Here is a 20,709-nt window from a genome sequence, read left to right on the forward strand (position 1 = left end):
CTACTGACCACTGCCGTTCCTCCCCAACCGAGTAGCGATCTCCTGCGCCTCGGCGAAAGCACCGTCCGCGGCCGGCGAGCCCGCCGCGGCGTACGCCCGCCCGAGACTCACCAGCGCCGCCGCCAGGAATGACAGCCAGCCGCGGGTGCGCCACATCGCCACCGACTCCTCCAGGTACGCGACCGCGCGCTCCGGGTCGCCGCCGGCCAGCTCGATCTCGCCCAGCACGCCGAGCGCGTCGGCGACGTGATGGGTCATGTTGTATTCGCGGCCGAGCGCGAGCGACGACTCCGCCGCCGACCGGGCCTGCGGGTCGCCGCGGCGCAGGTGCAGCCGGGCCAGCGCGAGCATGGTGAGCACCTTGGTGTAGTTGTCCCGGTAGCGGTGCGAGATGGCCAGCGACTCGCCCAGCCGCTGCTCGCTCGCGTCGAGGTCACCCGCTTCCCGGTGCGCGATGCCGAGGAACTGCAGCACCGCGGACTCGTACCGGGGATTGCCGAGCGCGCGGGCGGCGGCGAGCGCGTGGTGTAGATGCTGGATCGCGGAGACTATATCCAATTGCTCGCCGCGGGCGAGCGCCAGCGCCACGTGCGCACGGGCCTCGCCGCCCTTGTGGCCGGACTCCTCGGCCAGCCGCAGCGCCCGCGTCCCGTAGTCCACCGCTTCCGGGTACGCGGCTTGCGCGGTCAGCGCCCACGAGCACATGACCGCCGCGTCGGACATCCCGCGCGGCTCGGCCAGCTCGGTGAACATCTCCAGCAGTTGGAACGCGTCCGTGTGGAAGCGGGTCGTCGCGTCGCCGCCCTCGGGCGTGGTGTTCCAGGTGACCACGTCGATGAGGCCGCGCAGCATGACCGCCGCGCCGAGCCGGTTGCCCGCCCGCCGGCACGCGCCGAGGACCAGCGTGTTGATGGCGTTCCAGTCGGCGTACATGCCGCGGATGTCGAAGTACTTCTCCAGCCGCCCCGCCAGGTCGAACGCCAACTCGTCCAGGCCCAGTTCGCACGCCTGCCGCACCGCCGGCAGCAGCGCCGCCCGTTCCGCGTCGAACCACTGCAGCGGGTCGACGTCGTCCAGCGGCCAGTCGACCGGCGGCCGCGGGACCGAGCCGCCGATCGCCGCGTAACACGGCCCGGGCACCTGCGCCGCCATCCGCTCCGCCACCCCGAGCCAGGCCGCGAAGCCGCGCTCCAGCGCATGAGTGCGCTCCTGCGACGGATCTTCGATCTCGGCGCGCTCCTGGGCGTACAAGCGGACCAGGTCATGGAACCGGTAGCGGATCTGGCCCGCGGCATCGACCCCCGCGGCGGCCAATAGCTGCGCGTCGAACAGCGCCTCCAGGTGCGCGGCGGCGTCCGCCGGGCCGTCGAGCACGGCGCCGGCCAGCCATCCCGGGAAATCGGGTACGTCGAAGAGTCCCAGCCTGCGAAAGAGCAGCCGGGTCGCGCCGTCCAGCCCGTCATAGCTCAGTGCGAGCGAGGCGCGCACCTCGAGGTCGCCGGTCGCGAGCCGGTCCAGCCGGCGGCGCTCGTCCCGCAGCATGCCGGCGAGGTGGGCCAGCCGCCAGCTGGGCCGGGCGGTCAGCCGGGCCCCGGCGACGCGCACCGCCAGCGGGAGGCCGCCGCAGAGCCGAACGATCTCGGCCGCGTCCGCCGGCTGGGTCGCGACCCGGTCGTCCCCGGTGACCCGGCCGAGCAGCCGGATGGCCTCGCCGCTGGCGAAGACCTCTAAATCGATCCAGCGGGCGCCCTCGACGCCGGTGAGCCGGGCCCGGCTGGTCACCAGGACCGCGCACGACGCGGCGCCCGGCAGCAGCGGGCGCACCTGCTCCTCGGACGCCGCGTTGTCCAGCACGACGAGCACCCGGCGCCCGGCCAGCCGGGTGCGATAGAGCTCGGCCCGCTCGACCACGTCCTCCGGGATCGCCCGGCTGTCCACGCCCAGCGCGCGCAGGAAGCGGGCCAGCACGTCCGCGGCGTCCAGCGGGACCGCTTCGGCGCCGCGCAGGTTGGCGTAGAGCTGCCCGTCCGGGTACGCGGGCGCGGCCTGGTGCGCCACGTGCACGGCGAGCGTGGTCTTGCCGACGCCGCCCATGCCCGCCACGCCGGCGATCGCGAGCGCGGCGGCCGGGCGCCCGTCGGTGAGCAGCTTGCGGAGGTCGTCGACCGCGGCGTCCCGTCCGGTGAAGTCCGGGATGTCGGGCGGCAGGAGCGCCGGCGCCGCCACGGTCTGCGGTGTCGCCAGCCCTGAGTCGGCGCGCAGGATCAGGCGCTCCAGTTCGGCGATCTCCCGCCCCGGGTCGAGCCCTTCGTGCTCGGCCAGCAGGTTCCGGTACACCCGGTAGGTCTGCAGCGCCTCGACCTGCCGCCCGGAGCGGTAGAGCGCGGTCATCTGGCGGACCCGCAGCCGCTCCCGCATCGGGTGCGCGTCCACGAGCGGGGCCAACTCCGCGGCGATGGCCTCGGCGCGGCCGAGGTCCAGCTCCAGGTCGGCGAGGTCCTCGACCGCGGTGAGCCGGCGCTCGACCAGCCGGGCCCGAGCGGCGTCCACGAAGGATCCGGTGGCGTCGGCGAGCGGCTCCCCGGTCCACAGGTCCAGCGCGCCGCGCAGCAGCCGTACCGCCTCTTTGGCCTCGCCTCGCGCGGCCGCGTCGCGGGCCAGCCGCACGCGCTCGTCGAACCGGGCCGCGTCGACCTGGTGCGGCTCCACGAGAAGTTCGTAGCCGGACGGGTCGCTCGCGAACACCTCCGGCGCGCCGATCTCGGCCAGCCGCCCGCGGATCACCGTGACCGCGTTGTGCACCTGCGAGCGCGCGGTGGACGGCGGGGTGCCGCCCCACATCGCCTCGATCACCGCCTCCCGGGACACCCGCCGGCCGAGGTTCAGCAGCATGAGCGCGAGGAGCCCGCGGGTCTGTGCGCGGGGAATCCGATGCTGGCGCCCGCCGGTCACAACCGTGACGGGTCCGAGCACCGTGAACTGAGTGTGAGCTGTGTGTGCCACGTGTATGAGCGTTTGTATCACGGGCGCTGGCAGGCTGGAAAATGCCCATGGGGTTCCCGCGCGCATGCCAACGGTCACTGTCGGTGACGTACACCGGGGGGAGTGCGAACCGACAGTGTTCCTGTGTGGCATGCAAACCCGGGGGGCGCGGGAGCCCTGTGATTCTCAGGCCCAGCCGTTGCGGGCCGCATGCCAGCCGAGCTGCATCCGCGTCTCCACGCCCGCGAGGTCGAGCAGATGGCGCACCCGCCGCTGTAGCGTCCGCAGCGACAGGCCGAGTTGGGTCGCCACTGCCTGATCGGTCAGTCCGGCCAGCAGCAGGGCCAGGATCCGGCGATCCAGCTCGGTAGGTCCGCCGCCGTCGCGCTCCACGACGCCGTTTCCGGCCAGCTCCAACGGGTACGCGTGCCGCCACACCTGCTCGAACAACGCCTCCAGGGCGGCCAGCAGCCCACTGCGGTGCAGCAGGACGGCGCCCGGCTCGCCGTCCGGCTCAGCCGCCAGCGGCACCAGGCCAAGGTCGTCGTCGGCCAGCACCAGCTTCATCGGCAGCGCGTCCACCACCCGTACCCCGACGCCGTTGCGCAGCGACGACGCCGTCTCGGCGACGGCGCCCGGCTGCCCGAGCACCGTCCGTTCCACGACCGCGCGAAACCGCACCCCGCGGCCGATGGCCGCGTCCTCCGCGGGGTTGTCGCCCGGCCGCACCGCGACAAACGGCGCGGTGACAAAAGTTCTTATCTGAGTACGCGCCGCCGCCTGCACCTGCAGGAACCGGTGCCGGATGGCATCGACGCCGGTGACCACCTCGAAGAGCTCGCCGATCGAACGCCCGGCCACCGCCGCCCGATGCTCCTCGGCGAGGACCACCAGCGCCTGCTCGGCCGCCCGCAACTCGTCGCGGCGCGCCCCGATCAGCGTGCCGAGCGCCATCGCGGGCGGCGCGGCGGCGTACCCGTCCCCGCCGGCGGGAATGGCGAGGCCGAGGTCGACGAGCCGGGCCAGGATGGCGGTGTCACCGAGCTCGCCGGCGTGTGCGTGGGGCCGGCCCAGCAGGGTGCGGTACGCCGACTCCTCCTCGTGGCTCAGGCCCAGCGCGGCCAACGCCGGCCGGCTGCTCCACCCATCCTCGAAGGGCCTCATCGCAGGCCGTACGCCCGGATGACTTCCTGACTGATCCGCCAGCCAGCGTCGGTGGCCGCCGACGCGCGTACCGAGACGTAGCCGCGCTTCGGGAGCTTCAGGCTGCCAACTCCATTGTGGAGGGAGACCTTCTGCCAGGTGGCGCCGTCGTCGTACGACACGTCGAGGGTCAGCGAGGTGACCCGGCCGGTGCCGGTGCCGCCGGGCTGCGGGCCAGCCCGCACACCGATCCGCTGGGTGGTCCCGCCCTTCACGTCGCCGCGCAGGTCGGTCTCCAGCCGGTAGTCGAGCTGCAGCAGCGCGAACGGCACAAAGTCCTCGGCCTCGTTGGAGCCGGAGACGAAGTCCCACTCGGTGTGCGTACGCGTCGAGAGCCGCCACTGCTCCGCCGGGCGGGACGCGTCCAGCACCAGCCGGTACGGCAGCCGGCCGGCCGGCACCTCCGCCCACTGCAGGTCGGCGCCGAACTCGTTCTCGTGCAGGAGCTTGCCGCCCTGGTAGAGCTTCATGTTGGTCGGCACCTCGCCCCAGTCGATGTAGCCGCCGTGCTCCAGCGTCTCCCCCGACGGGCTCCACGTCTGCACGTTGACCGTCATGAAGTCCCGGTACCGTCCATTCTGGACCGCGTAGGTGCGGCTGAACGCCGGCCGGGTGGCCGGGGCGAACCAGTCCAGCCGCGTGGTGCTGCCCTTGGCGTACGCGTTGCGGTGCGCGGCGTCCATCCAGACGCCCTGCTGATGCTGCTCATGCCAGACCTGGCCGGGCGTGACCCACTCCGTGCGGGTGCCCGGGTACCACTCCCGCTCCCGGAAGCCGACGGACGGCGTGAACGTCATGTCGTACCGGAAGCCGGCCCCATCGACGTCCCTGACGGCGTAGTAGCGCGCGTCGATCCGAGCCAGATCCCGATGGCTCGGCCGGTATTGAAGGGGCCGGTCCGGCACCGCACCCGCGTAGTTGCGGGTGAGGTCGTAGATGACCGCCGTGGCCGGCCGCTGGGTGACGCCCAGGGTCAGCCGGCCGGTCTTCGCCAGGGCGACGAGCGCGGCGCCCGCGTCCCGGTGCACCGAGGCTACCGGGATCGGCTGCTCCCCGACGTACTCGCTGAGGCCGCCGGGGGCGTCGTGCACGACGAGGAGAAGCTTGGCACCGGCCTCGACGGCCTTGGCCGCACGCTCCTCCGGGCTCACCGCGTCACTTCGGGTCACCACGACGATCTTTCCCTTGGCGTTGACTCCGGCGTAGTCCGCGCCGTCGCCCGCGTACACCACCTTGCGCCTGTCTGAGCCCTCAGTCAGCGAGCTGCCCGCCTGCACGATCGTGTCGAACCAGCTCACCGACAGCGGCGGCTCGCCCTTGCGCCACCGGGTCGCCAGCTCGAACGTCGACCGGGTGACCTTCTTCGTCGGTAGGACATACAGGTCGTCGTACCACAGCGGGATCACGTACGCGTCGCGGTACTCGCCGCCGTCGGCGTACCCGACGGAGAAGTCAAGGCGGCGCTGGCGGTCCTGCGTACGGCCCGGTGCGGCGGTGTCCAGCCGGCGCGCCTTCCGTGCGTCGAGCGTGACCTCGGTGGTGCCGCCCAGGACGGTCTCGGGCGCGACCAACAGGGCCAGGCCGAGCGAGTCGGCCCGCTCACCGGGGACGTCCAGATAGGACGCCAGCGAGTACGTCCCCGGGGGCAGCCGCAGGGTCAGCGCGCCGTTCACCTCGTACACCCCGGGCCAGACGTCGCCGGCCCGGTTGACGACCACCCGGTCCCGCGCCGGCTTGCCGACCCGGTCCACCAGCTTGATGGTGAGGTTGTAGCGCTCGTCCTCCTTGACCAGCCCCAGGGCCGTACGGGTGACCGGCGTACCCGTGCCGGCGTCCGTGGCCACCAGATAGCCGGCGTGCCGACCCGGGTCCACTGTGGTGGGATCGCCGGTGACGGTGACGTCCGCGGAGCCCTTGGCCGGCACGGTCACCTGAGCCGGCGCCGCGAAGGGCTCCTGCGTCGCGAGCGCGAGCGTGCGCGCGGTGGCCCCGTCGTTGGTGAACCGGACCGTCCGCGCGACCGGCCCGTCACCGGGCTCGTGCGGCCAGTCGAACGCTCCGAAGTAGACGGATCCGGTGGCGGTCACCGTGCCCGTCACCGCCGCCGCGACGTCGAGCCGCCCGGCACCCACCTCGTACGGCGAGTTGTCCAGGCCCTTGGCGCTGCTCATCAGGGCGTCCTTGAGACGCTGCCCGGACCAGTCCGGATGCTGCTGCGCCAGGATCGCCGCCGCGCCGGACACGTGCGGGGTGGCCATCGACGTACCGCTCAGAGCCTGGTACATCCCGCTGCCCTCGGCCGCCTGCTGCGAGCGGGCGGCGTTGATGTCCACACCGGGCGCGGCGATGTCCGGCTTGATGGCCCCCGACCCGAAGACCGGGCCGGTGCTGGAGAAGTACGCCAGCGCGTCCTGCTTGTCGACTGCGCCGACAGTCAGCGCGCTCGCGGCGGCCGCGGGCGTCCCGATCGTCTCCGGACCGTCGTTGCCGGCCGCGACGACGAAGAGCGTGCCGTACTTGGTGGACAGCGCGTCCACCGCCGCCGACATCGGATCGGTGCCGTCCGTGGGCACGTTGTCGCCGAGGCTCATGCTGACCACGTCCGCGCCCGACTCGGCCGCCCACTGCATGCCCGCCAGCACCCACGAGTCCGCCCCGTAGCCGTCGTTGCCGAGCACCTTGCCCACGATGAGGTCGGCGCCGGGCGCCACCCCCTTCAGCGTCCCGCCGCTCGCCGCTCCCGTGCCGGCGACCGTCGAGGCCACGTGGGTTCCGTGCCCGTTGACGTCCGAGGTGTCCTCCCCCGGTACGAAGCTGACCTTCTCCCCGATCTGGCCCACCAGGTCCGGGTGGGTGGCGTCCACGCCGGTGTCCAGCACGGCCACCGTCACGCCCGACCCGTCGTACCCGGCGACCCACGCCTGCGGCGCGCCCACCTGCGGCACGCTCTCCGCCAGCGCCGCCTCGACCCGGCCGTCGAGCCACAACTTGGTAATCCCCGCGTTCTGCTCCGCCTCGGCCCAGAAGGCCCGCACCTGCTTCTTGTCCGCGGTCAGCGCGGCGCCGCCGACACTGGCCAACTGGCGTACGACCCGGCTGCCGACCGGCGCGGCCTTGGTCTTCGCCTTCGTGGCGTAGGTCGCGATGAGGGGTACGGCACTGGTCTTCGCGTCGTCGTACCCCATCTCGATGAGGTCGGTGACGTTGAAGAGCCGCCGGTCCAGCCGGTTCGTGGACAGCAGCGGAAAGACCTCGTCCGGCAGTACGTAGAGGTCGCCGCCGCTCTCCTGGACGTGCACCCCGCCGGTCGCGTCATCGGGCCGGTCCACCTCGGCGGTCTGCTCACCCCCGGCAAGCGTGGTGACGGTGACGACGTCGCCGGTGACCAGCGTGACGGTGTGGGTGACCGCCTGCGCCCTTCCTTGGACCACCGATGGGCGCGCGGGCGCGGCGTACGCGGGCGCGCTTGCGGTCGCCGCCACGATGGTGAGCGCAGCGACGCAGGTGAGGAGCTTTGTGCGGGGCATGGCAGAGGTCTACCGTGCCGCCCACCACCAGGTGAATAGCTGACCTTGGCGGAATCGCGCCATGACACAATCCCGCCACCCTCCCCGCTCCCCTCCCCGCTCCTCCGCGCTCTCCGCGCTCTCCGCGTCGATCAAGGGCATATGGTCGTGCTTTGATCTCTAAACCACGACCGTTTGCCCTTGATCGACGGTGAAGTCCTTGATCGACGAGGCGCGGCGCAAGGCCCGCGCGGCTCAGCGCGGGTGGGGCTCAGCGCGGACGGGGCTCGACGGCTGCGGGCTTCGGGGCGCGGCGCCCGCGGCGGCGTCCATGCACCGCGCCGCCGACCTGCGCGTCGACGCCTACCTGCCGGCGCCCGCCCAACTCAGGCCGGGTCGCTTATCCCCCAAGTCGCCACCACCAAGATCGTGGGCGATGTCCCCGACTTCGCCCTATCCGGCGAGTGCCGCGCCGCGGGTGACCCGTGAGTAGGGGTCCCCTTACTGGGGACCCGGCCGTGAGTAGGGCGCCCCTATACAGCTCAGCGCGGGTATAGGGGCGCCCTACTCACGTCGCAGCCACCAACAGGGGACCCCTACTGGGGCTCAACCCCACCCACGCGCCCCACACCCAACCCGCTCCCGCCGATCAAGGACTTCGACGCCGATCAAGGGCAAACGGTCGTGGATTGGAGATCAAAGCACGACCATATGCCCTTGATCGACGAGGAGACCGAGGCCGCGCGCACACACCGCGGCGCGGGGCGAGCGGGCGAGCGCGGAGCGAGCGCGGAGCGAGCGCGGAGGGGAAGGGGAGGGAGATGGGTTGACCTTGAGTGGGGTTGAGGTTGGAGGGTAGGGGCATGCGTGTGGTGTGGTTGACGGAGTTTGGTGGGCCGGACGTGTTGGTCGCGGGCGAGGCGCCCGATCCCACGCCCGTGCCGGGGCAGGTGCTGATCGACGTTGAGTTCGCGAACATCACGTTCGTGGAGACGCAGTTCCGGGCGACCGGCATGGGGCCGTTTCCGGTTCAGCCGCCGATCGTCCCGGGCAACGGCGTGGGCGGCGTGATCACGGCGGTCGGGCCGGGCACCGATCCGGGGCTGGTCGGCAGGCGGGTGGTCAGCAGCCTCAACGGCTCCGGCGGGTACGCGGAACGCGTCGTCGTGGACGCCGCCGCGCCGTTCGAGGTGCCGGAGGGCGTCGGGCTGGACACCGCGGTGGCACTGCTGGCCGATGGTCGTACCGCGATGATGCTGGCCACGATGGCCGCGCCGCGCGCCGGAGAGCGCGTGCTCGTGGAGGCCGCCGCGGGTGGCGTGGGGAGCCTCGCGGTCCAGCTCGCGCGGGCGGCCGGCGCCCGTGTGGTCGCGGCCGCCGGGGGCGAGCGCAAGCTCGCCGTCGCGCGCGAGCTGGGTGCGGACGTCGCGGTCGACTACCGGGACCCGGACTGGACCGATCGAGTACGCGCCGCGGTCGGCGGCCTCGACGTCGTGCTGGACGGGGTGGGTGGCGCGATCGGGCGGGCCGCGTTCGAGCTGCTCGACCCGGGCGGCCGCATGATCAGCTACGGGCTGGCGAGCGGCACGTGGGCGGACGTGCCGGAGCAGGACGCGGCGGACCGCAAGGTGACACTGTTGCGCCCGCGGCCGACCCCCGAGGACCTGCGCGCGTGGGTGAAGGGTGCCCTCGCCGAGGCCGCCGCCGGCCGGCTGCACCCGGTGATCGGGCAGCGCTTCCCGCTGGAGCGGGCGGCCGACGCGCACGCGGCCATCGAGTCGCGGGCGACGGTGGGCAAGACGCTGCTGGAGGTCGCCCCAAGATCGCGGTGATCAGGGACCCTCTCCCCTGACACGCCGCAACACGCCCGAGCCATTCCCTGATCACCGGGGCGCGGGCGGGGCGGCGAGGGCGGGGCGGGGGCTAGTCGGGGAGTAGGGGCATCTCTAGGGACTCGGCGCGGCCTAGGAGGACGGCTCGCGTGACGGACTTGGTGCCGAAGCGGTCGCGGACGGCGTCCACTGCCTCGTCGAGGGTGCCGGAGCTGTTGGGCTCGAAGGGCAGCGGGAGCTGGATGGCCTTGCCGTTGTCCAGGTTGGACACGGCGATGCCGACGAGCGTGACGCCGCGCTCCTCGATCATCGGCAGCGCGGTCGCCAGCAGGCCGCGCAGCGCGTCGAGGATCGTACGGGTGTGCGCGGTCGCGCGGAGCAGGGTGTGCGAGCGGGCCGCGCGGGTGAAGTCGTCGAAGCGCAGCCGCAGGACGACGGTGCGCCCGACCCGCCCGGCGGCCCGCATCCGCCGGGTCACCCGGTCGACCAGGCCGACGAGGACGGTGTCGAGGTCGGCGGGTGTGCGTGGCGTACGGCCCAGGGCCCGTTGGGCGCCGATCGAGCCGCGCCGCCGGCCCACCTGGACGGCGCGCGGGTCGTGGTTGTGCGCGAGCGCGTGCAGGTGCCGGCCGGCGTGCTTGCCGAGCATGGAGACCAGTGCGGCCTCGCCGATCCGGGCCACCGCGCCGACCGTACGGATGCCGCGGTCACGCAGCTTGAGGGCGGTGACCGGCCCGACGCCCCAGAGCCGTTCGACTGGCAGGGGGTGCAGGAACGCCAGCTCGCCGCCGGACGGCACCACCAGCAGTCCGTCCGGCTTGGCCACGCCGCTGGCCACCTTGGCGAGGAACTTCGTCCGGGCCACCCCGACCGTGATGGGCAGCCCGACCCGCTCCCGTACGTCGGAGCGCAGCTGGATCGCGATCTCGGTGGGCGTACCCGAGATCTTGCGGAGGCCGCTCACGTCGAGGAATGCCTCGTCGATGGACAGGCCCTCCACCAGCGGCGTCGTGTCCCGGAAGACCTCGAAGACGGCCTTGCTCGCGGCGGAGTACGCCGACATGCGCGGCTGCACCACGATCGCCTGCGGGCACAGGCGGCGGGCCTGCCGCCCGCCCATCGCGGTGCGCACGCCGCACGCCTTGGCCTCGTAGCTGCACGCGAGGACGACGCCGCCGCCGACGATCACCGGGCGGCCGCGCAGCCGGGGGTTGTCCCGCTGCTCGACCGACGCGTAGAACGCGTCCAGGTCGGCGTGGAGGATGCTGGCCACCCACGCATTTTCGCACACATGTTCGATTGAACGCGATGTCGAAACGCCGACGGCGGCTCCGACCCCCAGTCATGAGACGCGAAGAAACAAGGACCCGAGCCGGGACGCGCGAGTGGGTCGGCCTGGCGGTGCTCGCCCTGCCCAGCCTGCTCGTCTCCGTCGACCTCTTCGTCCTGCTCCTGGCGCTGCCGGAGCTGAGCGCCGACCTGGCGCCGACAAATAATCAACAACTTTGGATCCTGGATATCTACGGCTTTCTCCTATCCGGGTTCCTGATCACGATGGGTACGGTCGGCGACCGCATCGGGCGCCGGCGGCTGCTCCTCATCGGGGCGGTCGCGTTCGGCGCCGCGTCGGTGCTGGCCGCGTACGCCACCAGCCCGGAGATGCTGATCGCGGCCCGGGCCCTGCTCGGCATCGCGGGCGCCACGCTGGGCCCGTCGACCCTGGCGCTGATCGGCAGCATGTTCCCCGACCCGAAACAGCGGGCCATGGCGATCGGCGTATGGCTGGTGTGCCTCATGGGCGGGATCGCGGTCGGTCCGCTGGTCGGCGGCGTGATGCTGGCGCACTTCTGGTGGGGCTCGGTCTTCCTGCTCGCCGTGCCGGCCATGGCGCTGCTGCTCCTGGTCGGTCCGGCGCTGCTGCCCGAGCACCGCGACCCCACCCCGGGCCGGCTCGACCTGGTCAGCGTCGCCCTCTCGCTGGCCGCCATCCTGCCGGCGATCTACGGCCTCAAGGAGCTGGCCCGGGACGGCTGGGAGCCGGTCCCCGCCGCCGTGCTCGTGACCGGGATCGCGGTCGGCGTCGCGTTCGTGCGCCGGCAGCGAAACTTGCCCCATCCGCTGCTGGACCTGCGCCTCTTCGCCGACCGCGGGTTCAGCACGGCGCTGGTGAGCATGCTGGTCAACACCATGCTGCCGGGCGCCACGATGGTGCTCATCACCCAGCACCTGCAGCTCGTCGAGGGCCTGTCCCCGCTGGACGCGGGCGTGTGGATGCTGCCCGCCGTGCTGACCGGCATCGTCAGCGTCCAGGTCGCGCCGCTGGCCGCGCGCCGGATCCGGCCCGCGTACCTCATCGCCGCCGGCATGGCGGTCGCCGTCTCGGGGCTGCTGGTGATCACTGCGTCGGGTGGCGCGGCCGGGCTCATCACCGGGTTCTCACTGATCAACCTGGGGGCCGGACCGCTGATCACCCTGGGCACCAACCTCGTGGTCGGCTCGGTCCCGCCGGAGAAGGCCGGCTCGGCCGCGGCGATCTCGCAGACCAGCAACGAGTTCGGCTTCGCGCTCGGCATCGCCACCATGGGCAGCGTCGGCGCCGCCATCTACCGCGGCCAACTCGCGGACACCCTGCCCGCCGGGGTGCCGGCCGGCCCCGCGAACGACACGTTGGCCGGCGCCGCGGCGACCGCGAGGGAACTGCCGGGCCCCCTCGCCGAGGCGCTGCTCACCGCGGCGAGGGATGCCTTCACCAGTGGGTTGCACGTGGTCGCCGCGATCAGCGCGGTCATGCTGGCCGGCGTCGCGGTCGCCGCCATCACGCTGCTACGGCACGTGCCCCCGCTGGGCACGGAACCGACGAAGGGCTAGCCGACCAACTCATAGCCGGCCTCGTCGACGGCGGCGCGCACCGCGTCGTCGTCGACGGCCTGCGCGCTGGTCACGGTCACCGCGCCGTTGGCGAGGTCGACCTGTACGTCGGTGACGCCGGGGATCTGCCCGACCTCGGTGCTGACCGAGCTGACGCAGTGCGAGCAGGTCATTCCGGTAACGGCGTACGTCTTCGTCTGCATGCGTTGACTATACCCGTACCCCCGAGGGGTATCAAGCAACGGCGCGTTAGGAAGGGCCCCTTGCTATGCAGAAAGCGATAACAAGGGGCCCTTCCTTGCAACTTAGACGACGATGCTTACCATGCGGCCGGGCACCACGATGACCTTGCGCGGGACGCGGCCGGCCAGGTGGTCGGTGACCTCGGACAGGGCCGCCTCGCGTACCGAGTCCTCGGCCGCGTCGGCCGCGACCTCCACCCGGCCGCGGACCTTGCCGTTGACCTGGACCGGGTACGTCACGGACTCCGCCACCAGCAGCGCCGGGTCGGCCACCGGGAAGTCGGCGTACGCCAGCGTGCCGGTGTGGCCCAGCTTCTGCCACAGCTCCTCGGCCACGTGCGGGGCGAACGGGGACAGCATCAGCACCAGCGGCTCGGCCACCTCGCGGGGCGTGGCCGGCAGCGGGGTCGCCGCGTTGGTCAGCTCGATCAGCTTGGCGATCGCGGTGTTGAAGCGCAGCTCGTCCAGGTCGCCGCGGACGCCGTCGATGATCCGGTGCAGCAGCCGGCGTACGGGCTCGGAGGCGGGCTCGTCCACCACCCGCGACGCACCGGTCTCCTCGTCGACGACCAGCCGCCACACCCGCTGCAGGAACCGCTGCGAGCCCACCACGGCGCGCGTCTCCCACGGGCGGGAGACGTCCAGCGGGCCCATCGCCATCTCGTACACCCGGAACGTGTCGGCGCCGTAGCGTTCGCACATCTCGTCCGGGGTCACCACGTTCTTCAGCGACTTGCCCATCTTGCCGTACTCGCGGAAGACCTCCTGACCCTCGTAGACGTAGCGGCCGTCCTGCTCGGAGACCTCCTCCGCGGGCACGATCACACCGCGGGCGTCGCGGTAGGCGTACGCCTGGATGTAGCCCTGGTTGAACAGCTTGCGGAACGGCTCGAACGACGAGATGTGGCCCAGGTCGAACAGCACCTTGTGCCAGAAGCGGGCGTACAGCAGGTGCAGCACGGCGTGCTCGACGCCGCCCACGTACAGGTCCACTCCGCCGCAGTCGCCGGGGAACTGCGGGCCCATCCAGTACCGCTCGTTTTCCGGGTCGACCAGCGCCTTGGCGTTGTGCGGGTCCAGGTAACGCAGCTCGTACCAGCAGGAGCCGGCCCACTGCGGCATCGTGTTGGTCTCGCGGGTGTAGCGCTTGGGGCCGTCGCCCAGGTCCAGCTCGACCTCGACCCACTCCTTGGCCCGGGACAGCGGGGTCTCGGGTTCGGTGTCGGCGTCGTCCGGGTCGAACGTGCGCGGCGAGAAGTCGTCCACCTCCGGCAGCTCCACCGGCAGCATCGCGTCCGGCAGCGCGATCGGCAGGCCGGTCTCGTCGTACACGATCGGGAACGGCTCGCCCCAGTAGCGCTGCCGGCTGAACAGCCAGTCGCGCAGCCGGTACGTGACCGCGCCGGTGCCCGCCGAATGAGCCTCCAGCCACTCGATGATCCGGGCCTTGGCGTCCGGGATGTTCAGCCCGTCCAAGCTGAGCCCGCTTTCAGGATCGGCACTGTTGATCGCCGGGCCTTCGCCGGTGTACGCCCTGCCGTCGAAGTCCGGGGACGGCTGGACGGTACGGATGATGGGCAGGTCGAAGACCTCGGCGAACTCCCAGTCCCGCTCGTCCTGACCGGGCACCGCCATGATGGCGCCGGTGCCGTAGCCGGCCAGCACGTAGTCGGCGATGAATACCGGGATCTGCGCGCCGTTGACCGGGTTCGTGGCATACGCCCCGATGAAGACGCCGGTCTTCTTCCGCGATTCCGCGGTGCGCTCTTCTTCCGTCTCATCCGCGATGGAGGCCCTATATGAGGCCACGGCCTCGGCCGGGGTCGCGTGCCCGCCGGTCCAGGCCGGTCGCGCGTCAGCGGGCCACGACGGGGGCACCAGCGTGTCGACCAGCTCGTGCTCGGGCGCCAGCACCATGTACGTCGCCCCGAAGACGGTGTCCGGCCGGGTGGTGAAGACCCGGATCGGCGCGGCGGACGTCGGGAAGTCGATGTGCGCACCCGTGGAGCGGCCGATCCAGTTGCGCTGCATCAGCTTGACCGGCTCCGGCCAGTCCAGCGTGTCCAGGTCCTCGACCAGGCGGTCGCCGTACAAGGTAATCCGCATCATCCACTGCTTCAGGCTGCGCTTGAAGACCGGGAAGTTGCCGCGCTCGCTGCGCCCGTCGGGCGTGACCTCCTCGTTCGCCAGCACGGTGCCCAGCCCGGGACACCAGTTCACCGGCGCCTCGGACACGTACGCCAGCCGGTGGTCGTCGATGATCCGCCGGCGCTCGACGGCGGACAGTGAAGACCAAGGACGCAGGTCGGGTGTTGGGCGTACCCCTGATTCAAAGGAAGCGATCAGGTCCGCGATCGGACGGGCCTTGCCCACGGCGGGGTCGAACCAGGAGTTGAAGATCTGCAGGAAGATCCACTGGGTCCAGCGGTAGTAGCCGACGTCGGTGGTGGCGACGCTGCGCCGGTTGTCGTAGCCCAGGCCCAGGCGCCGCAGCTGGGCGCGGTAGCGCTCGACGTTCGCCTCGGTGGTCACCCGTGGGTGGGTGCCGGTCTGCACCGCGTACTGCTCGGCCGGCAGGCCGAACGCGTCGAAGCCCATCGGGTGCAGCACGTTGTACCCGGCCATGCGCTTGTACCGGGTGTAACAGTCGGTGCCTATGTAGCCCAGCGGGTGGCCGACGTGCAGCCCGGCGCCGGACGGGTACGGAAACATGTCCTGCACGTGCAGCTTGGGGGCGCCCGCGCGGGGGTGCGTCGGGTCGGCCAGTTCGCCGCCCGGGTTGGGCGCGTTGAATGTTCCGTGCTCGTCCCAAAAGTCCTGCCAGCGCACTTCTATCTCATCGGCCAGCGCGGCGGTGTATCGGTGCCGCGGGACGTCAGGTTCTTCGGTCATCTTTCACCCTCCAGGGCCATTCTCGTTCAGGCATGAAAAAACCCCTCACGCAGGAGGGGTCGGCCGCGCTGATGCGTCGATGTCAGCGCGGCCCTCCAAGAAGCAGGAAGGCCCTGGCCATGTCGCACAGTGTACAACGCCCGCTTCAAGACCGACTCGGCGAATTCCACCGTCCGGGCTAGCCTGTGGTCATGCGGGTGGTCCGTCACAAACCCCGGCCTGCACTCCCGCGAACCTTCCGGCCGCCCCTACGTATCTATTAGGGAAAGCCGCGGTACCTCGAGGAGGAGGCCAGTGACACAGCAATCCTGGGACGAGCTTGGCGGGGCCCTGTCCAGCGCCGAGTTCCGTGCCGCCAGCGACGCCATCGTGGCCAACATCGAGCAGGTCATCGAGGGCAAAACCGCGACGGTACGGCTCGCGTTGGCGGTCCTGCTGGCCGAGGGTCACCTCCTGATCGAGGACGTGCCTGGTGTCGGCAAAACCAAGCTCGCCAAGGCCCTCGCTCGGTCGATCGACTGTTCCGTCCGCCGGATCCAGTTCACCCCCGACCTGCTGCCGAGCGACGTGACCGGGGTCAGTGTCTACAACCAGGAGACCCACGACTTCGAGTTCAAGCCGGGCGCGGTCTTCGCCAACCTGGTGGTCGGCGACGAGATCAACCGGGCCTCGCCGAAGACGCAGTCCGCCCTGCTGGAAAGCATGGAGGAACGGCAGGTCACGGTCGACGGTGTCACCTACGAGCTGCAGACGCCGTTCATGGTGATCGCGACCCAGAACCCGATCGAGATGGAGGGCACCTACCCGCTGCCCGAGGCGCAGCGCGACCGGTTCACCGCCCGGATCGCGATGGGCTACCCCGATCCGCGTTCCGAGCTCGCGATGCTCGACGTCCACGGCACCAGGGACCCGATCGTCGCGCTCAAGCCGGTCTCGGACGCCGCCACCGTCCGCCGCCTGATTTCGACGGTACGTGAGGTGCACGTCGCCGACGCCGTCAAGCAGTACGCGGTCAACCTGGTCACCGCCACCCGTGAGGCCCCGGACCTGCGGCTCGGCGCGTCGCCACGGTCGACCCTGCAGCTGCTGCGCACCGCCCGGGCGGTCGCCGCGCTGGAGGGCCGCGACTACGTGCTCCCCGACGACCTGCAGACCCTCGCCGTGCCGGTGATGGCCCACCGCATCATCCCGACCGCCGACGCCCAGCTCGCCCGGCGCACCACCGACGCGATCATGGCGGACATCGTGCACCGGCTGCCGCTGCCACACGACCGCCAGCGCAGTTCGCCGTACGACAACCGACCGGCGACCGGCGACGGTCGGGCCCAGTACGACCCCCGGAGGGGATGAGCGTGCGCGAGGCACTGCGCGGGCTGACCACGCGCGGTCGCTCGTTCCTGGCGGCGGCCGCGGCCGCCGCCGTGTCCGCGCTCATCCTCGGCGAGAAAGACCTGCTCAGGGTCGCGATCCTGTTGGCGATCCTGCCCATCCTGGCGGCCGCCTACGTGGGCCGGAGCCGCTACCGGCTGGCCTGCAGCCGGTCGCTCCAGCCGCAGCGCGCCCCGGTCGGGGCGAGCGCGCGGGTGGTGCTCCGCCTGCAGAACATGTCCCGGCTGCCCACCGGCACCCTGCTGCTGGAAGACCGGCTGCCGTACGCCCTGGGCAGCCGCCCGAGGGTCGTCCTCGAACGGCTCGGCGCCCGCCAGGCCAGCTCCGTGGCGTACACGGTGCGGGCCGACGTGCGCGGCAAGTACGAGGTCGGCCCCCTGGTGGTACGCCTGACCGACCCGTTCGGGCTGTGCGAGCTGACCCGGTCGTTCCCCAGCGTCGACCGGCTCACCGTGATCCCGCAGGTGCACCCGCTGCCCACCGTCCGCCTCGCCGGCGAGTACGCGGGCGCGGGTGACAGCCGGGCCCGCTCGGTGGCCGTACACGGTGAGGACGACGCGGCGACCCGCGAGTACCGGCGCGGCGACGACCTGCGCCGGGTGCACTGGAAGTCCACCGCCCGCACCGGCGAGCTGATGGTGCGCCGCGAGGAGCAGCCCTGGGAGAGCCGGGCGACGGTGGTCCTGGACACCCGGGCGTACGCCCACCGCGGCGAAGGGCCGACGGCCAGCTTCGAGTGGGCCGTCTCGGCGGCGGCGAGCGTGGCCGTCCACCTGAGCCAGGCCGGCTACAAGCTGCGCCTCGTCACCGACGTCGGCGTCGACACCGAGGCGGTCGAGGCCGGCGAGGGCCTGCTGCTCGACCACCTGGCCGACGTACGCCTGGACAAGCGGGGCGACATCGGACAGCTCGTCGAGGGGGTGCGCCGGCGCAACGACGGCGGCCTGGTGATCGCGATGCTGGGCGCGCTGACCCCGGCCGAGTCGGAGTTGCTGTCCGGGTTGCGCGCCAACAACGCGACCTGCGTGGCGTTCCTGATCGACTCGTCGACCTGGCTGACCCTGCCGCCGGAGGCCCGCGCCGAGGCCGGCCGGGCACATGGCGCCGCCGCGCTCGGCCTGATGCGCAGCGGCTGGCGGGTGGTCGGCGTCACGCACGGCACGAAGCTGCCCACGCTCTGGCCGCAGGCGGCCCGCGGCTCGCAGGGCTTCACCTGGCGGGCGGCGATGGCTGAGACCGTGGGCATCGCGCCCGGGAGGAGTTAATTAGCGTGCGTGATCGGCATCTCGGGTTTGTCGCGGCGGCGGCCACCCTGCTCGCCGCGGCTCCGCTGTCGACCATCTACGAGCGGTGGACCTGGCTGATCCAGTGCGCGGTCGCCGTCGCCCTGATCGCCGGCGCCGCCACCCTGACCCGCACGCTGCGCGGTCCGGTATGGGCGCAGTTCCTCGCCATGGTCGGCACGCTCGTGATGGTGCTGACGCTGATGTTCTCCAGCGGCGAGGAGTTGCTCGCCGTCATCCCGACGCCGGGCACGTTCTCGCACTTCGGCTCGATGCTCAGCTTCGCCGTGGAGGACATGCGGTCCTTCGGCGTACCGGTGCCGGACCGCCCCGGCCTGCAGTTCATCACCGTGCTCGGGGTCGGCTCGGTCGGCATCCTCGTCGACCTGCTCACCGTGGGCCTGCGCCGCCCCGCCCTCGCCGGGCTGCCCATGCTGGCGATCTACTCCGTGCCGGTGGCCGTCTACACCGAGAGCGTGCACCCGCTGCCGTTCGTGATCGGCGCGGTCGGCTTCCTGTGGCTGCTCGTCGCCGACAACGTCGACCGGGTACGCCGCTTCGGCCGCCGGTTCACCGGCGACGGGCGGGACGTCGACGTGTGGGAGCCGTCCCCGCTCGCGGCCGCCGGGCGGCGGCTCGCCGTGGTCGGCGTGGCGCTGGCCGTGCTGCTGCCGCTCGCCGTACCGGGCATGACCAACGGCCTGCTCGCCAACTTCGGCCAGGGCGGCACCGGGCCGGGCACCGGCCGGGGCACCGGCGGCCGGGTCGACCTCTTCGCCAACCTCAGCGGCGAGCTGCTCCAGTCCGAGGAGAAGGACCTCGTCAAGGTCACCACCGACGACCCGAACCCGCAGTACCTGCGCTTCGGCGTGGCCGACCAGCTCACCAACGACGGCTTCCGCAGCGGCGGCCGGTCCGTCGGCCAGCCGATCGACGACGGGCTGCCGGCCGCCGACAAGCAGGGCATCACCGGCGTGAGCAACCAGCGGCACACCGCGCAGGTCGAGATCACCGACGACTTCGACATGGGGCTGCTGCCGGTCTACGCGGCACCCGTCGACGCCGACGGCATCAAGGGCACGTGGTTCTACGACCCGGGCCGCGGCATCGTCTACTCCACCTCCAGCCGGACCCGCTCGAAGGGCCAGAAGTACACGTTCAACTTCGTCCGAACGTCGTACAGCGCCGCCGCCCTGCGCAACGCCGACCCGGTGCCGAGCACCGACCCGGCCGAGCAGTTCACCACCATGCCCGAGAACCAGCAGGTCCAGGACCGGGTCGACCAGCTGGTCAGGGGCAAGACCAACGCGTACGACAAGGTCCGCGCGATCTACGACTTCTTCTCCGCCGACAACGGCTTCACGTACAGCCTGCAGGCCGGCGACGGCACCAGCGGCAACGCGATTGTCGACTTCCTGACAGACCGGAAGGGCTTCTGCCAGCAGTACGCCGCCGCCATGGCGTGGATGGTCCGCGCCGCGGGCATCCCGGCCCGGGTCGCGTTCGGCTTCAGCAGCGGCAGCAACAAGCGCAGCGGCAACACGTTCACGCTGACCAACAAGAACCTGCACGCGTGGACCGAGGTCTACTTCGGCGCCGACCTGGGCTGGATCCCGTTCGACGCGACCCCGGCCGCCGGGGTGGCCGGCTCGATCCGCACCGACTACGCGCCCGACGTCGACGCCCCCGAGACCCCGGCTCCCTCGGCCAGCGGCAGCACCGGCCCGGTGCCGGGCGCCACCGGCGGCACCACCGGCCCGCAGGAAGACCTCGGTGACCAGTCCGACCTCGGCGCCGGCGTCGGCTCGTCGACCCCGACCAGCCCGAAGTGGCCGTGGTTCACCATCTCGGCCGTCATCCTGCTGCTCGCGCTGCTGTGCGTACCCGCGATGCGGCGCAGCCTGCTGCGCCGGCAACGGCGGACCGCGTTCGCCGGGGCGGGAGCCGCCGTCGACGTCGGCGGGCCGGACGCACCCCGGATCATCGTCACCGACGTGGCGGCCGCCGGGCGGGCCCGCGAGGACGCCCACGCCGCCTGGGCCGAGCTGCTCGACACGATGGTCGACTTCCGGGTGCCGATCGACCCGACCGAGACGCCCCGGGCCACCGCCGACCGCCTCCAGAAGGACGGCCTGGTGGACGGCTCGTCCGCCGAGGCGGCCCAGTTGCTGGGCCGGGCCGAGGAGCGCGCCCGGTACGCCCGCGACCCCCTCCAGGCCGGGCGGCTCGGCGACGGGCTCCGCGCGGTACGCCGTTCCCTGGCCGGCCGCGCCAACCGCCGTACCCGGCTGGCCGCCTTCCTGCTACCGCCGTCGGTGCTGATGCGCTGGCGCCAGGCGATCGTGGAGAGCTCCATCCGTACGGTGCTCCGCTCCGGCCGGCTCCGCGACACGATGCTCCGCTGGAGCCCTCGCCGCCTCCTCACCTCCTCCCGCCCGGCCCGGCCCGACTCCTCCCGTTGATCATGGGCTGTGCAGCAGATTCGAGCTTCATCTCGCTGCACAGCCCATGA

The 20,709-nt window shown here is 72.1% G+C and carries 11 protein-coding genes; 5 read left to right on the plus strand and 6 right to left on the minus strand.

Annotated features, from left to right (window positions below; all coding sequences use genetic code 11):
- The 3 genes from Prum_RS10605 to Prum_RS10615 all read right to left on the minus strand — a co-directional run bounded on the left by Prum_RS10605 (window position 1) and on the right by Prum_RS10615 (window position 7,712).
- Window positions 1-3,003: an AfsR/SARP family transcriptional regulator gene (locus Prum_RS10605; protein WP_173076031.1), complete on the minus strand. Its 3,003-nt coding sequence runs from the start codon at window positions 3,001-3,003 to the stop codon at window positions 1-3.
- 165 nt (window positions 3,004-3,168) lie between these two features.
- On the minus strand, window positions 3,169-4,146 hold the full coding sequence (locus Prum_RS10610) for a transcriptional regulator TrmB (protein ID WP_173076033.1): 978 nt from the start codon (window positions 4,144-4,146) through the stop codon (window positions 3,169-3,171).
- Window positions 4,143-7,712 (minus strand): S8 family serine peptidase, encoded by a 3,570-nt coding sequence (locus tag Prum_RS10615; protein WP_173076035.1) that lies wholly within the window; start codon window positions 7,710-7,712, stop codon window positions 4,143-4,145. The genes Prum_RS10610 and Prum_RS10615 overlap by 4 nt, the downstream gene beginning before the upstream one ends.
- Window positions 7,713-8,554: 842 nt before the next feature.
- Between Prum_RS10615 and Prum_RS10620 the strand changes: the two genes are divergently transcribed.
- Entirely contained in the window at window positions 8,555-9,523 is a 969-nt protein-coding gene (locus Prum_RS10620) for a zinc-binding dehydrogenase (protein ID WP_173076037.1), read from the plus strand.
- Window positions 9,524-9,614: 91 nt separating this feature from the next.
- Here Prum_RS10620 and dinB read toward each other — a convergent pair whose 3' ends face one another.
- Window positions 9,615-10,796, minus strand: coding sequence for a DNA polymerase IV (gene dinB / locus Prum_RS10625; RefSeq protein WP_173076043.1), 1,182 nt, complete (start codon window positions 10,794-10,796; stop codon window positions 9,615-9,617).
- 71 nt (window positions 10,797-10,867) lie between these two features.
- On the opposite strand from dinB, the gene Prum_RS10630 reads away from it, so the two are divergent.
- On the plus strand, window positions 10,868-12,391 hold the full coding sequence (locus Prum_RS10630) for an MFS transporter (RefSeq protein ID WP_173076045.1): 1,524 nt from the start codon (window positions 10,868-10,870) through the stop codon (window positions 12,389-12,391).
- On the opposite strand, the gene Prum_RS10635 is transcribed toward Prum_RS10630, so the two are convergent.
- On the minus strand, window positions 12,388-12,594 hold the full coding sequence (locus Prum_RS10635) for a heavy-metal-associated domain-containing protein (protein ID WP_173076047.1): 207 nt from the start codon (window positions 12,592-12,594) through the stop codon (window positions 12,388-12,390). The genes Prum_RS10630 and Prum_RS10635 overlap by 4 nt on opposite strands.
- Before the next feature lie 102 nt (window positions 12,595-12,696).
- Window positions 12,697-15,525 (minus strand): leucine--tRNA ligase, encoded by a 2,829-nt coding sequence (gene leuS, locus Prum_RS10640; protein ID WP_173076049.1) that lies wholly within the window; start codon window positions 15,523-15,525, stop codon window positions 12,697-12,699.
- A gap of 294 nt (window positions 15,526-15,819) precedes the next feature.
- Here leuS and Prum_RS10645 point away from each other — a divergent pair, with 294 nt between their 5' ends.
- Genes Prum_RS10645 through Prum_RS10655 form a run of 3 tightly spaced genes read left to right on the plus strand, consistent with a single transcriptional unit; the run spans window position 15,820 to window position 20,659 of the window.
- Complete coding sequence (locus Prum_RS10645) at window positions 15,820-16,875, plus strand: AAA family ATPase (protein WP_173076051.1); 1,056 nt, start codon at window positions 15,820-15,822, stop codon at window positions 16,873-16,875.
- Window positions 16,876-16,877: 2 nt separating this feature from the next.
- The gene (locus tag Prum_RS10650; protein ID WP_173076053.1) at window positions 16,878-18,179 is read left to right on the plus strand and encodes a DUF58 domain-containing protein; all 1,302 of its coding nucleotides are present in this window, start codon (window positions 16,878-16,880) and stop codon (window positions 18,177-18,179) included.
- A gap of 5 nt (window positions 18,180-18,184) precedes the next feature.
- Complete coding sequence (locus tag Prum_RS10655) at window positions 18,185-20,659, plus strand: transglutaminase TgpA family protein (RefSeq protein ID WP_173076055.1); 2,475 nt, start codon at window positions 18,185-18,187, stop codon at window positions 20,657-20,659.
- Window positions 20,660-20,709 lie beyond the last annotated feature (50 nt).

This window comes from Phytohabitans rumicis (assembly GCF_011764445.1).
Taxonomy (GTDB): Bacteria; Actinomycetota; Actinomycetes; order Mycobacteriales; family Micromonosporaceae; genus Phytohabitans; species Phytohabitans rumicis.

Coding starts and splice junctions, on each gene's coding strand:
- Prum_RS10610 (WP_173076033.1), bottom strand. CDS start 4,146: ATGAGGCCCTTCGAGGATGGGTGGAGCAGCCGGCCGGCGTTGGCCGCG.
- Prum_RS10615 (WP_173076035.1), bottom strand. CDS start 7,712: ATGCCCCGCACAAAGCTCCTCACCTGCGTCGCTGCGCTCACCATCGTG.
- Prum_RS10620 (WP_173076037.1), top strand. CDS start 8,555: ATGCGTGTGGTGTGGTTGACGGAGTTTGGTGGGCCGGACGTGTTGGTC.
- Prum_RS10630 (WP_173076045.1), top strand. CDS start 10,868: ATGAGACGCGAAGAAACAAGGACCCGAGCCGGGACGCGCGAGTGGGTC.
- Prum_RS10635 (WP_173076047.1), bottom strand. CDS start 12,594: ATGCAGACGAAGACGTACGCCGTTACCGGAATGACCTGCTCGCACTGC.
- leuS (WP_173076049.1), bottom strand. CDS start 15,525: ATGACCGAAGAACCTGACGTCCCGCGGCACCGATACACCGCCGCGCTG.